This is a genomic window from Rhizobacter sp. P1_G5, assembly GCF_056405435.1.
Genome location: NZ_JBFUCB010000094.1, coordinates 1 through 14236, shown reverse-complemented (window position 1 = coordinate 14236; position 14236 = coordinate 1). Strand labels below are relative to the sequence as shown.

General features: G+C 70.3%; 13 protein-coding genes. 6 read left to right on the top strand and 7 right to left on the bottom strand.

The annotated features are described in order from the left end of the window. From AC1D12_RS09595 to AC1D12_RS09580, 4 genes are all read left to right on the top strand, one after another. Positions 1–100 (top strand): winged helix-turn-helix domain-containing protein (locus AC1D12_RS09595; RefSeq protein ID WP_477840122.1); only part of this gene is annotated, 100 nt, incomplete at its 5' end. A 38-nt stretch (positions 101–138) separates the two neighbouring features. Beyond that, entirely contained in the window at positions 139–1659 is a 1521-nt protein-coding gene (locus tag AC1D12_RS09590; protein WP_477840120.1) for a sensor histidine kinase, read from the top strand. A 31-nt stretch (positions 1660–1690) separates the two neighbouring features. Then, complete coding sequence (locus AC1D12_RS09585) at positions 1691–2755, top strand: patatin-like phospholipase family protein (RefSeq protein ID WP_477824570.1); 1065 nt, start codon at positions 1691–1693, stop codon at positions 2753–2755. A gap of 65 nt (positions 2756–2820) precedes the next feature. Further along, positions 2821–4215, top strand: coding sequence for an MATE family efflux transporter (locus AC1D12_RS09580; RefSeq protein ID WP_465110237.1), 1395 nt, complete (start codon positions 2821–2823; stop codon positions 4213–4215). 82 nt (positions 4216–4297) lie between these two features. On the opposite strand, the gene AC1D12_RS09575 is transcribed toward AC1D12_RS09580, so the two are convergent. From AC1D12_RS09575 to AC1D12_RS09545, 7 genes are all read right to left on the bottom strand, one after another. Continuing rightward, positions 4298–5188 (bottom strand): AraC family transcriptional regulator, encoded by an 891-nt coding sequence (locus AC1D12_RS09575; RefSeq protein WP_477824572.1) that lies wholly within the window; start codon positions 5186–5188, stop codon positions 4298–4300. Next, entirely contained in the window at positions 5185–6105 is a 921-nt protein-coding gene (locus tag AC1D12_RS09570) for an NAD(P)-dependent oxidoreductase (RefSeq protein WP_477824573.1), read from the bottom strand. The genes AC1D12_RS09575 and AC1D12_RS09570 overlap by 4 nt, the downstream gene beginning before the upstream one ends. Before the next feature lie 67 nt (positions 6106–6172). Beyond that, positions 6173–7327 (bottom strand): rod shape-determining protein RodA, encoded by a 1155-nt coding sequence (gene rodA, locus AC1D12_RS09565; protein ID WP_477840118.1) that lies wholly within the window; start codon positions 7325–7327, stop codon positions 6173–6175. Then, positions 7324–9432 (bottom strand): penicillin-binding protein 2, encoded by a 2109-nt coding sequence (gene mrdA / locus AC1D12_RS09560; protein WP_477840116.1) that lies wholly within the window; start codon positions 9430–9432, stop codon positions 7324–7326. The genes rodA and mrdA overlap by 4 nt, the downstream gene beginning before the upstream one ends. Positions 9433–9549: 117 nt before the next feature. Continuing rightward, positions 9550–10068: a rod shape-determining protein MreD gene (gene mreD / locus AC1D12_RS09555; RefSeq protein ID WP_047508468.1), complete on the bottom strand. Its 519-nt coding sequence runs from the start codon at positions 10066–10068 to the stop codon at positions 9550–9552. Beyond that, positions 10065–10994: a rod shape-determining protein MreC gene (gene mreC, locus AC1D12_RS09550; RefSeq protein WP_047508467.1), complete on the bottom strand. Its 930-nt coding sequence runs from the start codon at positions 10992–10994 to the stop codon at positions 10065–10067. Before mreC ends, mreD begins: the two co-directional genes overlap by 4 nt. Positions 10995–11068: 74 nt before the next feature. Next, a complete protein-coding gene (locus AC1D12_RS09545; RefSeq protein ID WP_047508465.1) occupies positions 11069–12112 on the bottom strand; it encodes a rod shape-determining protein in 1044 nt (347 codons plus the stop codon). A gap of 222 nt (positions 12113–12334) precedes the next feature. Between AC1D12_RS09545 and gatC the strand changes: the two genes are divergently transcribed. Further along, positions 12335–12637 (top strand): Asp-tRNA(Asn)/Glu-tRNA(Gln) amidotransferase subunit GatC, encoded by a 303-nt coding sequence (gatC, locus tag AC1D12_RS09540; RefSeq protein WP_477824574.1) that lies wholly within the window; start codon positions 12335–12337, stop codon positions 12635–12637. Further along, entirely contained in the window at positions 12634–14118 is a 1485-nt protein-coding gene (gene gatA / locus AC1D12_RS09535) for an Asp-tRNA(Asn)/Glu-tRNA(Gln) amidotransferase subunit GatA (RefSeq protein ID WP_477824575.1), read from the top strand. The genes gatC and gatA overlap by 4 nt, the downstream gene beginning before the upstream one ends. Positions 14119–14236 lie beyond the last annotated feature (118 nt).

Below are 14236 nucleotides of genomic sequence, written 5' to 3'. Positions count from 1 at the left end.
GGTCTACATCCACCGGCTGCGCAAGAAGATCGAGCAGGGCCCGGTGCGCATCGCCACCGTGCGCGGCCTCGGCTACTGCCTGGAGAAGATCGCGGCTTGAAAGAGCAACGGTCCCTGTTCGGCGAGATCCTCGACTGGATGCTCGCGCCGCTGCTGCTGCTGTGGCCGATGAGCGTCGTGCTGACCTGGCTGGTCGCGCAGGGCATCGCCAACAAGCCGTTCGACCGCCAGCTCGGCGAGATGGCCCGCGTGCTGTCGCAGCAGGTCACGGTGCAGGATGCCGGCGGCGGCACGCTGCCGTCGGCCAGCTTCGCGCTGCCGGCGAGCGCTGCCGAGCTGCTGCACACCGACGAGACCGACACGCTGTATTACCAGGTGCTCGGCCTCGACGGCCAGTACCTGAGCGGCGATCGAGCACTGCCGATGCCCAACGACGAGGAGCGTGCCGCCGCCGGCGTGGTGCGCTTCCGCGACGACGAGATCAACCGCGAGCCGGTGCGCATCGCCTATGTGCGCATCGGCCTGCCGGGCGGCACGGCGGGCGGCGTCGAGCCGCCGGTCGTGCAGGTGGCCGAGACGCTGGGCAAGCGCTCGCGCCTGGCCACCGAGATCATCAAGGGCGTGATGCTGCCGCAGTTCGTGATCCTGCCGCTCGCGGTGCTGCTGGTGTGGCTGGCGCTCGCGCGCGGCATCGCACCGCTGAACGAGCTGCAGCAGCGCATCCGCCGCCGCGAGAGCCACGACCTGAGCCCGATCGACGAGCGCGATGCGCCCGAGGAGGTGTCGCCGCTGGTGCGCGCCATCAACGACCTGCTGACCCGGCTCGACCGCAGCATCGGCACGCAGAAGCATTTCCTGGCCGACGCGGCGCACCAGCTGAAGACGCCGCTAGCCGGGCTGCGCACGCAGGCCGAGCTGGCGCAGCGCGAGATCGACGCCGGCGAGCGCGATCCGCAGGCGCTGAAGAAATCGCTGCAGCAGATCGCCCGCGCCAGCCAGCGCGCGGCGCGCATGGTCAACCAACTGCTGGCGATGGCGCGTGCCGAGGACGCCTCGCAGGCGCTGCAGCGCCAGCCGGTCAACCTGGCGCGGCTCGCGGCCGAGACGGTGCGCGATTTCGTGCCGCGTGCGCTGGAGAAGCGCATCGACCTGGGCTACGAGGGCGCGGACAGCGGGGCGGCCAAGGGGCCGGCCGGCCTGTCGATCTCCGGCCAGCCGGTGCTGCTGCGCGAACTGATCCGCAACCTGGTCGACAACGCGCTGCAGTACACGCCCGAAGGCGGCACGGTCACGGTGCGGGTGGTCGACGACCCGTTCGGCCAGGTGGTGGTGGTGCAGGTGGAGGATTCCGGCCCCGGCATCCCGGCGGCCGAGCGCGACAAGGTGTTCCAGCCGTTCTACCGCTCGCTCGGCACCAATGTCGACGGCTCCGGCCTGGGCCTCGCGATCGTGCGCGAGATCGCGCAGCAGCACGATGCCGAGATCACGCTGGAAGACGCCAACCTGCGGCACCGCCCGGGCTTGAGCGACCAGGGCGGCGTGGCGTTCGGGCCGGGGGCGCGCTTCACGGTGCGGTTTCCGGTGCAGTTCCCGGTGGGCACCGGCACGGTGACCGACGGAAACACCGGCGGAAACACGGGCCCATCCCATCCGACTTAGACTGCCCCGGGTTAACCCGAGGTACCTCCCGATGGCAGTCCATGAAACACACGCTCCCGCTTCGCTCGGCCTCGACCTGGCGCTGCAGGGCGGCGGCTCGCACGGCGCGTTCACCTGGGGCGTGCTCGACCGGCTGCTCGAGGACGACGGGCTGCACTTCAGCGGCGTCTCGGGCACCAGCGCCGGCGCGCTGAATGCCGCGGTGATGGCGAGCGGCTTCCGCAAGGGCGGCCGCGAGGGCGCGCGCGAGGCGCTCACCGAGTTCTGGCGCGACGTGAGCCGCTCCGGCTCGATCTTCTCGCCGTTCTCGGCCGGCCAGGCGCACACGCTGAACGACAACTTCAAGCTCGACAAGCTGCCCGGCTACCAGTGGATGAGCTCGTTCTTCCGCTCGTTCAGCCCGTATGAATTCAACCCGCTCAACCTGAACCCGCTGCGCGACGTGCTGCGCCGCCATGTCGACGAGGACGCGGTGCACGCGAGCGGGCTGCGGCTGTTCATCACCGCCACCAGCGTGACGACCGGCCAGGCGCGGGTGTTCACAGGCCGCGACATCACGGTCGACGTGCTGCTCGCATCGGCCTGCCTGCCGTTCCTGTTCCAGGCGGTGCAGATCGACGGCGAGCCCTACTGGGACGGCGGCTACACCGGCAACCCGGCGATCTACCCGCTGATCTACCAGACGGCGGCGCTCGACATCCTGCTGGTGCGCATCAACCCGCTGGTGCGCGAAGGCACGCCGACGCGCAGCGAGGAGATCATGGACCGGCTCAGCGAGATCACGTTCAACGCGAGCCTGATGTCGGAGATGCGCGCGATCTCGTTCGTCTCGCGGCTGGTGCGCGAGGGCAAGCTGGACCCGGGGCGCTACAAGGACCTGCGGCTGCACATGGTGGCCGACGACGACGGGCTCGGGCCCTATGGCGCGAACAGCAAGTTCAACACCGACCGCGCATTCCTCGAGGACCTGTTCGCGCTCGGGCGCGCGGCGGCGACGAACTGGCTGAAGAAGCACCGCGCCGACATCGGCATCAAGTCGACGCTCGACGTCGACCGCGAGTTCCTGCACGGGCCGAAGAAGCACAAGCGAGCCTGAGAGCAAGATCGGACAGTCGCCGCAACCGATTGCGGCGATCATTGCGGTTTCGCGCCGATCGCTCCATGTCCGCCTCCACGCACGCTGCTCCCCTGCCCCGCCCGAGCCTGGTCGCGCTCACCTGGCCGCTGCTGGCCGAGCTGGTGCTCGGGCTGCTGGTCGGCCTGACGGGGCTGTGGCTGGCGTCGCGCCAATCGGACACCGCGTCCGGCGCCTTCGCGCTCGCGAACAACGTGCAGGCCTCGTTCTTCCTGCTGTTCCGCATCATCAGCATGGGCGTCAGCGTGGTGATCACGCAGAACCTGGGCGCGGGCAACCGGCTCGGTGCCGACGAGACCGCGCGCGCCTCGCTCGGCGCGAGCACCTGGCTGGGCCTGGGCGCCGGGCTGGTGGTGGCGACCTGCGCGAACCCGCTGCTCGACCTGCTGAACGCGCCGGCCGACGTGCTGCCGATCGCCGGCCCCTACCTGCGCGTGCTGGCCGTCGCGCTGGTGCTGGATGCGTTCAATGCCAGCATGTCGTCGGTGATGCGGGCGCACCTGCATGCGCGCGACACGCTGATGAACATGCTCGCGATGCACAGCCTGCACCTGCTGATCTGCACGCCGCTGATGACCGGCTTCGGGCCGGTGCCGGGGCTCGGGCTGCCGGGCTTCGCGCTCGCGATGGCGCTGAGCCGCGCGTTCGGCATCGCGTTCCACCTGTGGCTGTGGCAGCGCCGGCTCGACTTGGTGCCGACCGCGCGCGACTGGTGGGTGATGCGCTGGCGCCGGCTCGGTCCGGTGCTGCACATCGGCCTGCCGGGCGCGGCCGAGAACGTCGCCTACCGGCTCGCGCTGCTGGTGACGATCGCGCTGGTGGCGCGCATGGGCGCGGCCGAGCTCGCGACGCACAGCTACACGATGCAGATCATGTACTTCATCCTGGTGTTCGGCCTCGCGATCGGCTTCGCCAGCGAGATCCTGGTCGGCCACCTGATCGGTGCCGGCCAGCTGCATGCCGCGCACCGGCTGGTGCGCAAGAGCCTGCGCTGGGGGCTGGTGGTGTCGACCAGCCTCGCGCTGGTCGGCGCGCTGACGGCGCGCTGGACGATGCAGCTCTTCACCCACGACCCGCACATCATCCAGGCGGCGACGACGCTGCTGTGGATCACGGTGCTGCTGGAGCCGGGGCGCACCTTCAACCTGGTCGTGATCAACGCGCTGCGCGCGACCGGCGACGCGAAGTTCCCGGTGATGGCCGGCGCCGCGTCGATGGTGTTCGTGATGGCCGGCGGCGCCTGGCTGCTGGGCGTGTACTTCGGGCTCGGGCTGGTCGGCGTGTGGATCGCGTACGCGGCCGACGAGTGGCTGCGCGGCCTGACGATGGCGGCGCGCTGGTACCGGCACGGCTGGGTGCCGTCGGCACGCGCGACGCACCGGCGCGTGGTGCGGCAGCGCCACGCTTTGGCGACTGCCTGAAGAACCGGGCCGAGCGCCGGGCCGCCCCAAGCCGGCCCGCATCCCCTCGGGGGATCGGCCGACGTACCCGTCGGCCGAGGGGTCAACGTGCTACCGGCATGCACAGCTCGCAGATGACGGGCCCCTGGGCGGGCAGAAGCTGTTCCACCGGATAGACCTCGAAGAACGGCGTGTCGCCGACCAGCAGCCCCGAAGTCGGCAGCCAGTCGTTGAGCAACTGCCGCCAGGCATGCTGCATCAGCGGGCCGGGGCCGTCGTAGCCCAGGCACGCATGCAGCCCGCCGGCCACCCGCTTGCGCGACACCGGCCCGCTGATCGGCTCGTGCCAGTTCGGCGGCAGCACCACGCAGGCATCGAAGCGGCAGCGCGACACCGGCGCGATGTCCGGGTCGTCCAGCCCCATGCCCAACCGCAGCTGCCCGGCCAGGCCCAGCGCCACGATGCGCGGCGCGAACGCGGTCCAGGCCTGCGACACCATCGTGTCGTAGCGGCCCTGCACGCGCCAGTACAGCACCTCGCGCTCGGGCAGCTGTTTCAGCACCACCGGGTAGTGGGAGGCGGGCGGCTCGGGCCGTGTGCGCACCATGCGCTGGCGCCGCTCCCACAGCAGCTGCCCGCCGCGCCGCCAGGCGGTCGGCGTCATGCCGAAATGCCGCTTGAACGCGCGCGAGAAGGCCTCGCCCGATTCGAAGCCGACCGCGAACGCGATGGCCGTGATGCTGTCGCGCGGCGCATGCCGCAGGCGCCCGCCGGCGGCCTCGAGCCGGCGCCGGCGCACGAAGTCGAGCAGCGTCTCGCCGGTCCAGGCGCGGAACACGCGGTGGAAGTGGAACGGCGAGAACGCCGCCACGTCGGCGAGCGTCTCCAGCCGCAGGTCGTCGGCCAGGTGCGCATCGATGTGGTCGAGCACGCGGTTCATGCGCCGCAGGTGCGCCTCGGGCGCATCAGGCGAAGGCTGGCGTCGGTTGGTCAACGGGCTTGCCGCAGCAGTTCGAACACGCTGGCGTCGTCCAGCCCGGCGAAGCCGCGCTCGCAGGCCCGCGCGAACAGCGCGGCCGCCGCCTCGCCGAGCGCGGTGGCCGCGCCGGCCTGGCGCGCCACGCCGAGTGCGAGGTGCGTGTCCTTGTTCAGCAATCGGGTGTGCGCCCGCGGCAGGTAGTCGCCGCGCAGCGCGCGGTGCAGCCGGTCGCTGCCGATCCAGCTCTGGCCGCTCGACTGCTCGACCACGTCGAGCGTGCGCCCCACGTCCAGCCCCATGCGCTCGGCCAGCGCCATCGCCTCGGCCGCGCCGGCCAGGTTGATGCCGGCCAGCAGGTTGTTGACGAGCTTGGTGCGCGCGCCGTCGCCCGGCCGCTCGCTGATGCGGAACACGCGCGACGACAGTGCGCCGAGCAGCCCGCCGAGCCGTTCGATCGCGTCGCCGGGCCCGGCCAGCATCAGGCTCATGCTGCCGTCGCGGGCGCGGTCGGGGCCGCCGGACATCGGCGCGTCGATGCAGGCGATGCCCTGCCGGTGCAGCCCGGCGGCGAAGCGCTCGACATCGGCCGGCGAGATGGTGGGGCACAGCAGCACGGTGCTGCCGCGGGCCAGGCCGCGCGCCGCGCCGTGGGCGCCGAACAGCACCGCCTCGGTCTGCACCGCATCGACGACGGCGACGATCAGGACTTCGCACGAGGCCGCCACGCCGGACGGCGTCGCGCAGGCCATCGCGCCGAAGCCCACCGCCAGCGCCTCGCAGCGGTCGTCGATGTCGTGCACCGCGACCGGCCAGCCGAGCGACAGCAGCCGGGCCGCCATCGCGCCGCCCATGTTGCCGACGCCGACGATGCCGACGCGGGAAGTGGCTGAAGAAGAAGCTCCGACTGCGTCTGCGGGGTGTTGCAGGCTCATGGAAGTCGTCCGTGGGGGTGTCGGCGAGGCGCACAGCTTAGCGCCTGCAGACGCCTCCAACGCCGTCTCAGCGCTGCATCATCCGCCGGCTCTTCGAGATCGACATCAGGATGCCCAGCCCGAGCCCGAGCGTCAGCATCGCGGTGCCGCCGTAGCTGATGAACGGCAGCGGCACGCCCACCACCGGCAGGATGCCGCTGACCATGCCCATGTTGACGAACGCGTAGGTGAACCAGCTCAGCGTGATCGCGCCGGCCAGCAGCCGCGTGAACACCGTCGGCGCATCGGCCGCGATGATCAGCCCGCGGAAGATCAGGAACAGGAAGCCGAGGATCAGCGACACGCAGCCGACCAGCCCGAACTCCTCGGAGAASGCSGCGAAGATGAAGTCGGTGGTGCGCTCCGGGATGAACTCGAGGTGCGTCTGCGTGCCCTTCATGAAGCCCTTGCCTKCGAYGCCGCCGGAGCCGATCGCGATCATCCCCTGGATGATGTGGAAGCCCTTGCCGAGCGGGTCGGTGGTCGGGTCGAGCAGCGTGCAGACGCGGTTCTTCTGGTAGTCGTGCATCATCGGCCACACCACCTCGGGCTGGCAGATGCGGTCTTCCGACACCACCACCGCGGTGATCGCCGCGCCGCCGATCACCAGCACCGGGATGATCAGCTTCCACGACAGCCCGGCGAAGAAGATCACGTACAGCCCGGCCGACAGTACCAGGATCGCGGTGCCCAGGTCGGGCTGCTTGACGATCATGCCGACCGGCGCCGCCAGCAGCCCGAGCGCGACGACGAAGTCGAGCACGCGCAGCTGGCCCTCGCGGCGCTGGAACCACCAGGCGAGCATCAGCGGCATCGCGATCTTCATGATCTCGCTCGGCTGGATCACGATGCCGACGTTCAGCCAGCGCGTCGCCCCCTTCTTCGTGACGCCGATCACCGCGGTGGCGATCAGCAGCATCACGCCCACCGTGTAGAGCGGCACCGCCAGCTGCATCAGCCGCTGCGGTGGCACCTGCGCGACGACGAACAGGATGATCAGCGCGAGGATCATGTTGCGGCCGTGGTCGGCGAAGCGCGAGCCGTTGTCGAAGCCGGCCGAATACATCGTGACCAGCCCGGCCGCGCCGAGCAGCAGCACGCCGATCACGAGCGGCGCGTCGAAGCCGGTGAAGACGGGCTTCAGCCGCTGCCAGTACGACGGTTTCTCGAAGACGATGCTCATGGTGCGCGGCGCGTCGCCCGGGCGGATGAGGCAGGGGCGGAAGCTGCGGCCGCCACGGCGGACGCAGGCGCCGCGATCAGCAGCGAGGGTGCCGACGCGGCCACCGGCACCACCAGCGCCGGCGGCACGCCGGTGGCGGCCGCCGCGATGTTGTTGATCGACACGCCCTGCAGCGGCACGCTCGTGGCCGGCCGCGGCTTGCCGATCGGCGCGTAGGTCTGGCCGCCGCGCGTCGCGAGGATGTCCTCCTCGCTCGGGTACTGGCCTTCGAGCGCGAAGTCGAACACCCGGCGCGCGATCGGCGCCGCGGCGCCGGCGCCGAAGCCGGCGTTCTCGACCACCAGCGCGATCGCGATGTGCGGTTCCTCGAGCGGGGCGAACGCGGTGTACAGCGCATGGTCGCGGTGCCGCTCGTCGAGCTTGCTGGCGTCGTACTTCTCGTTCTGCTTGATCTGGATGACCTGCGCCGTGCCCGTCTTGCCGCCGGAGCGGTACTGAGCGCCCTGGAACGCGCGTGCCGCCGTGCCCTCCTGCGTGACGCCGTACAGCGCCTGGTGGATTACCGCGACATGGTCGGGGCTCCAGGCGAGCGGCTCCAGCCGGTCGCCCGACAGCGTCTGCTGGCTGCGCGTCTCGACGTTCTCGATCGCGCGCACCAGGTGCGGCTTGAAGCGCTTGCCGCCGGCCGCGAGCGTCGCCTCGGCCTGCGCGAGCTGCAGCATCGTGAAGGTGTTGTAGCCCTGSCCGATGCCCAGYGAGATGGTYTCGCCGGGGTACCACTTCTGCATTTCCTTGCGCTTGTAGTTGGTGCGCTTCCACTCGGTGGACGGCAGCGTGCCGCGCAACTCGCCCTGCATGTCGATGCCGGTCATCTGGCCGAGCCCGAGCGGCGCCATGAAGTCGTGGATCGCATCGACGCCCATGTCGTTGGCGAGGATGTAGTAGTAGGTGTCGCACGACTGCACGATCGAGCGGTACATGTCGACGACGCCGTGGCCGCCTTCCTTGTCGTCGCGGAACTTGTGGTTGCCGAACCAGAAGAAGCCCGGGTCGCTGATCGACTGCTGCGGCGTGCGCTTGCCCAGCGTCAGCGCGGCCAGCGCCATCAGCGGCTTGTAGGTGGAGCCGGGCGGGTAGGCGCCGCGCAGCGCGCGGTTCAAGAGCGGCTTGTCCTCCGACTCGTTGAGCGCCTTCCAGTTCTCGGCGTCGATGCCGTCGACGAACAGGTTGGGGTCGAAATTGGGCTTGCTGACGAAGGCCAGCACCTCGCCGTTGCGCGGGTCGATCGCCACCAGCGCGCCGCGGCGGTCGCCGAACAGCTGCTCGACCAGCGCCTGCAGCCGGATGTCGACCGACAGCACCAGCGTGTTGCCGGGGGTCGCCGGGTTGCTCTTGAGCTGGCGCACCGCGCGCCCGCCGGCGCTGGTCTCGACCTCCTCGAAGCCGGTTGCGCCGTGCAACTGCGCCTCGTAGGCCTGCTCGATGCCGAGCTTGCCGATGTACTCGGTGCCGCGGTAGTTCGATTCGTCTTCCGACTCCTCGATCTTCTCCTTCTCGGACTGGTTGATGCGGCCGATGTAGCCGATCAGGTGGCTGCCGACCTCGCCGAGCGGGTAGTTGCGGAACAGCCGGGCCTTGATGTCGACGCCGGGGAAGCGGAAGCGCTGCGCGGTGAAGCGGGCCACTTCCTCATCGGTCAGCTTGGTGCGGATCGGCAGCGACTCGAAGCTGCTCTTGGTTTCCTCCATCAGCCGCTTGAAGCGCTTGCGGTCGCGTGGCTGGACTTCGACCACCTGCGACAGCTGGTCGATGACGGCGTCGAGATCCTCGACCTTGGTCGGGGTGATCTCCAGCGTGTAGGCCGAGTAGTTGKTGGCCAGCACGACGCCRTTGCGGTCSASGATCAGCCCGCGGTTCGGCACGATCGGCACGACGGCGATGCGGTTGTTCTCGGCCTGCGTCGCCAGTTCGTCGTGGCGCATCACCTGCAGCACGACGAGGCGGAACACCAGCAGCCCGAACGCGAACAGCACGAACAGTGCGGCCGCGACCAGCCGGGTGCGAAACCGCCCCAGTTCCTGCTCGACGTTCTTCAACTCTGTCATGTCAGAGGATGGAGCCCCACGCCGGCCGAGTACGGCCGCCGGCCCCCCGAGGGGACTGCGGGCCGGCTTGGGGCGGCCCGGCGCTCGGCCCGCGCGGTGTTGACGGTGTGGCGGACTTCATAGCGGTCTGTTTTGATCAGGATCCGGCGGCCGACGCTGCGGCGCGAGCAGCACCCACGACGCCACTGGCCACAGCAGGCTTTCGAACACCGGCGCGAGCAACAGTTCCCAGCCCGGCAGCATGCCGCCCACCAGCATCCGCACGACCAGCGACACCGCGTGCGCGGCGACGAACAGCGGCAGGATCTGCAGCGCCTGCTGCGGCAGCCCGAACCACAGCAGCCGCCGGTGGATCGTGATCGCGAAGAAGCTGAGCAGCGTGTAGGCGAGCGCGTGCTGGCCGAGCACCGCGCTGTCGTGCACGTCCATCAGCAGCCCGAACATGAACGCGATGCCGACGCCGATGCGCCGCGGCTGGTGCACGTTCCAGAACGCGAGCGCCAGCGCCAGCAGGTCGGGAATCGCCGGCAGGCGGCCGAACGGCACCAGGTTGAACAGGAAGGCGAGCAGCAGCGAACCCCAGATGAACCACGGGTTCGCCGGCAGCAGCAGCTGGTCGGAGCCGCGCGGCATCATCGGCGGGTCCCCCTGCGGCTGCCCGTGCCGGGCTTGGTGCTGGCGTCGGGCGCCGGCTCGGGCTTGGGCTGCATCTGCACGCCCAGCGGCTCCAGCACCAGCACATGGCGCACCGCGTCGGGCTGCGCGATCGGCGCGAGCGCGATGCGGGCAAAGCCGGTGTCGACGCGCCGGTCGACGCTGACCACCTTCGCGACCGGAATGCCTGACGGATAGACGCCGTCGACGCCCGAGGTCGCGAGCACGTCGCCGACCTGCACGTCGGCATTGCCGGCCATGAAGCGCAGCTCCAGCCCGGCGCCGGCCGAGTTGCCGAAGGCGGCGCTGCGCACCTGGGTGCGCATGTTCAGTACCGGGATCGCGGCGTCCTTGTCGGTCAGCAGCGTGACCTCGGCGCTGTACGGGAAGGCCCGCGTCACCTGGCCGAGCACGCCGGCCTCGTTGATGACGGGCGACGCGACCGCGATGCCCTGCTGCGTGCCGCGGTCGATGATGACCTTGCGCGAGTACGGATCGGGCGCGTCGTACAGCACCTCGGCCGTCTGCGAACGCACCGACAGCCCCGGCCGCAGGTCGAGCAGCGCGCGCAGCCGCAGGTTCTCCTGCTCCAGCTGCTCGACGCGGGCCGAGCGCGCCGCCTGCTGGGCCAGCTCGCGCCGCGCGCGGGCCTCGGCCGACAGCGCATCCTGCAGGCCCATCGCGTAGTCGCCGGCGGCGCTCACCGCGTCGACCGGCGCCCGCAGCGCCCGCTCGACCGGGTTCAGCGCCGTCGCGAGCACCGCGCGCACCGGCTGGGTCAGCTTGAAGCGGGTGTCGGCCACCATCAGGAACAGCGCGAGCGCCGAGAAGAACATCAGCCGCGTCAGCGCCGAGGGGCCCTGTCGGAAGAAGGGGGGTGGGGTTCTGTCGAGGGTCCCGAGCGGCATGGCGTTTGGGCGGGCTTTGAAGTGAAAAGGCCGGCCGCGTCAGCGACGCGCCGGCCGTGTGACAAGGTTCACGTTCACTCGGAGGTGAAGATGGATCCGAGGCGCTCCATCCGCTCCAGCGCCATCCCGCAGCCGCGCACGACGCAGGTCAGCGGGTCTTCGGCGACCAGCACCGGCAGGCCGGTTTCCTCGGCGAGCAGGCGGTCGAGGTCGCGCAGCAGCGCGCCGCCGCCGGTCAGCATCATGCCGCGCTCGGCGATGTCGGCGCCCAGTTCGGGCGGCGTCTGCTCGAGCGCGTTCTTGACGCTGGAGACGATCTGGTTGAGCGGGTCGGTCARCGCCTCGAGGATCTCGTTGCTGCTGATCGTGAAGCTGCGCGGCACGCCTTCGGAGAGGTTGCGGCCCTTGACTTCCATCTCCTTGACCTCGGAGCCGGGGAAGGCCGAGCCGATGTTCTTCTTGATGGACTCGGCGGTGGGCTCGCCGATCAGCATGCCGTAGTTGCGTCGGATGTAGTTGATGATCGCTTCGTCGAACTTGTCGCCGCCGACGCGCACGCTGCCTTTGTAGACCATGCCGCCCAGCGAGATCACGCCGACCTCGGTGGTGCCGCCGCCGATGTCGACCACCATCGAGCCGCTCGCCTCGCTGACCGGCAGCCCGGCGCCGATCGCCGCGGCCATCGGTTCCTCGATCAGGTAGACCTCGCTCGCGCCGGCGCCGAGCGCCGATTCGCGGATCGCGCGCCGCTCGACCTGCGTGGAGCCGCAGGGCACGCAGATGATGATGCGCGGACTCGGCTTGAACATCTTCGAGTCGTGGACCATCCGGATGAACTGCTTGAGCATCTGCTCGGTGACGGTGAAGTCGGCGATCACGCCGTCCTTCATCGGCCGGATGGCCTCGATGTTGCCCGGCACCTTGCCGAGCATCGCCTTGGCCTCGGCGCCGACCGCCTGGATCGTCTTCTTGCCGTTGGGGCCGCCTTCGTGGCGGATCGCGACGACCGAGGGCTCGTCCAGCACGATGCCCTTGCCGCGCACGTAGATCAGCGTGTTGGCGGTGCCGAGGTCGATGGCCAGGTCGGTGGAGAAGTAGCGGCGCAGGGATGCAAACATGTGCGGGGTTCTTGTTGGCGTCGACCAGGCGGGTGGGCGGATCGGCGCAATCGCGAATGGGGGTTCCGGGCTGGATTCCAGGCAGGGGGTCCGCGAGCCGCTCGAAAGTCCTGCAAACCCTTGAATTTGCACGCCGAAAGAGGCTTGTGGATAACCGGGGATAATACCCCAAGCCCCCTGAATTCCAGCCCCGTCGGCACCCTCATCACCCCTCAAATTCCAATGGCCCTGGACTCCAAAGACGTGAGCCGCATCGCGAACCTCGCGCGCCTCGAACTGAAGCCCGCCGAAGAGGCGGCGATGCTGCAGCAACTGAACGGTTTCTTCTCGATCGTCGAACAGATGAGCGCGGTCGACACCAGCGGCATCGAGCCGCTGTACACGCCGCTGTCGGCGGTGCAGGAGGTGGCGCTGCGCCTGCGTGACGACGTCGTCACCGAGACCGACGGCCGCGCAGCCAACCAGCGCAGCGCGCCCGCCGTCGAGGACGGCCTGTTCCTCGTGCCGAAGGTGATCGAAGGATGAAGGACCTGCATCAACTGGGCGCGGCCGAACTGGCCCGCGCACTCGCCGCGCGGCAGGTCTCCAGCGTCGAAGCGACGAAACATCTCCTTGCACGCGTTGCAGCGCATCAGCACCTGGGTGCCTTCCTGAGCGTCGACGCCGATGGGGCGCTGCGCCAGGCCGCGCAGGCCGACGCGCGCCGCGCCGCCGGCGAGAGCGGCCCGCTGCTCGGCGTGCCGCTCGCGCACAAGGACATCTTCGTCACCGAAGCGCTGGCCACCACCGCCGGCTCGAAGATGCTGGCCGGCTACCGCAGCCCGTTCGACGCCACCGTCGTGACCCGGCTGGCCGCGGCCGGCACCGTGACGCTCGGCAAGCTGAACTGCGACGAGTTCGCGATGGGCTCGAGCAACGAGAACTCGGCCTTCGGCCCGGTCAAGAACCCGTGGGATGCCTCGCGCGTGCCGGGCGGCTCGTCGGGCGGCTCGGCCGCCGCGGTGGCGGCGCGGCTGGTGCCGGTGGCCACCGGCACCGACACCGGCGGCTCGATCCGGCAGCCGGCCAGCTTCACCGGCATCACCGGCATCAAGCCGACCTACGGCGTGTGCTCGCGCTACGGGATGATCGCGTTCGCGTCCAGCCTGGACCAGGCCGGCCCGTTCGCCCGCAGCGCCGAGGATTGCGCGCTGATGCTGTCGGCGATGAGCGGCTTCGACGAGCGCGACGCGACCAGCGCGCAGCGCCCGCCGCAGGACTACGCCGCGGCGCTCACGGCGGCCCGCCCCGGCGCCACGGCCGCGCAGCCGCTGAAGGGCYTGCGCATCGGCCTGCCGAAGGAGTTCTTCCCGGCGGCGCTCGCCGCCGACGTCGACGGCGCGGTGCGCGCGGCGCTGGCCGAGCTGCAGAAGCTCGGCGCGACGCTGGTCGACGTGAGCCTGCCGCGCACCGAGTTGTCGATCCCGGTGTACTACATCATCGCGCCGGCCGAGGCCAGCTCGAACCTGAGCCGCTTCGACGGCGTGCGCTTCGGGCACCGCGCCGCCAAGTACACCGACCTGCTCGACATGTACAAGAAGAGCCGCGCCGAGGGCTTCGGCGCCGAGGTCAAGCGCCGCATCATGATCGGCACCTACGTGCTGAGCCACGGCTACTACGATGCGTACTACCTGCAGGCGCAGAAGCTGCGGCGCATGATCGCCGACGACTTCCAGCACTGTTTCACGCAGTGCGACGTGATCGCCGGACCGGTCGCGCCGACGGTGGCCTGGAAGCTCGGCGACAAGAGCGACGACCCGGTCGCCAACTACCTGGCCGACATCTTCACGCTGCCTGCGAGCCTGGCCGGCCTGCCGGGCATGAGCCTGCCGGCCGGCACCGGCGAAGGCGGCATGCCGGTCGGCCTGCAGCTGATCGGCAACTATTTCCAGGAGGGCACGCTGCTGCACGCGGCCCATGCCTTCCAGCAGGCGACCGACTGGCACGCCCAAGCCCCCTCCCCCTGACCATGGCAAGCACCCCCCAACTGATCCGCGGCTACGAGGTCGTCATCGGCCTCGAGACGCACGCCCAGCTGTCCACGCGCAGCAAGATCTTCAGCGGCTCGAGCACGCAGTTCGGTGC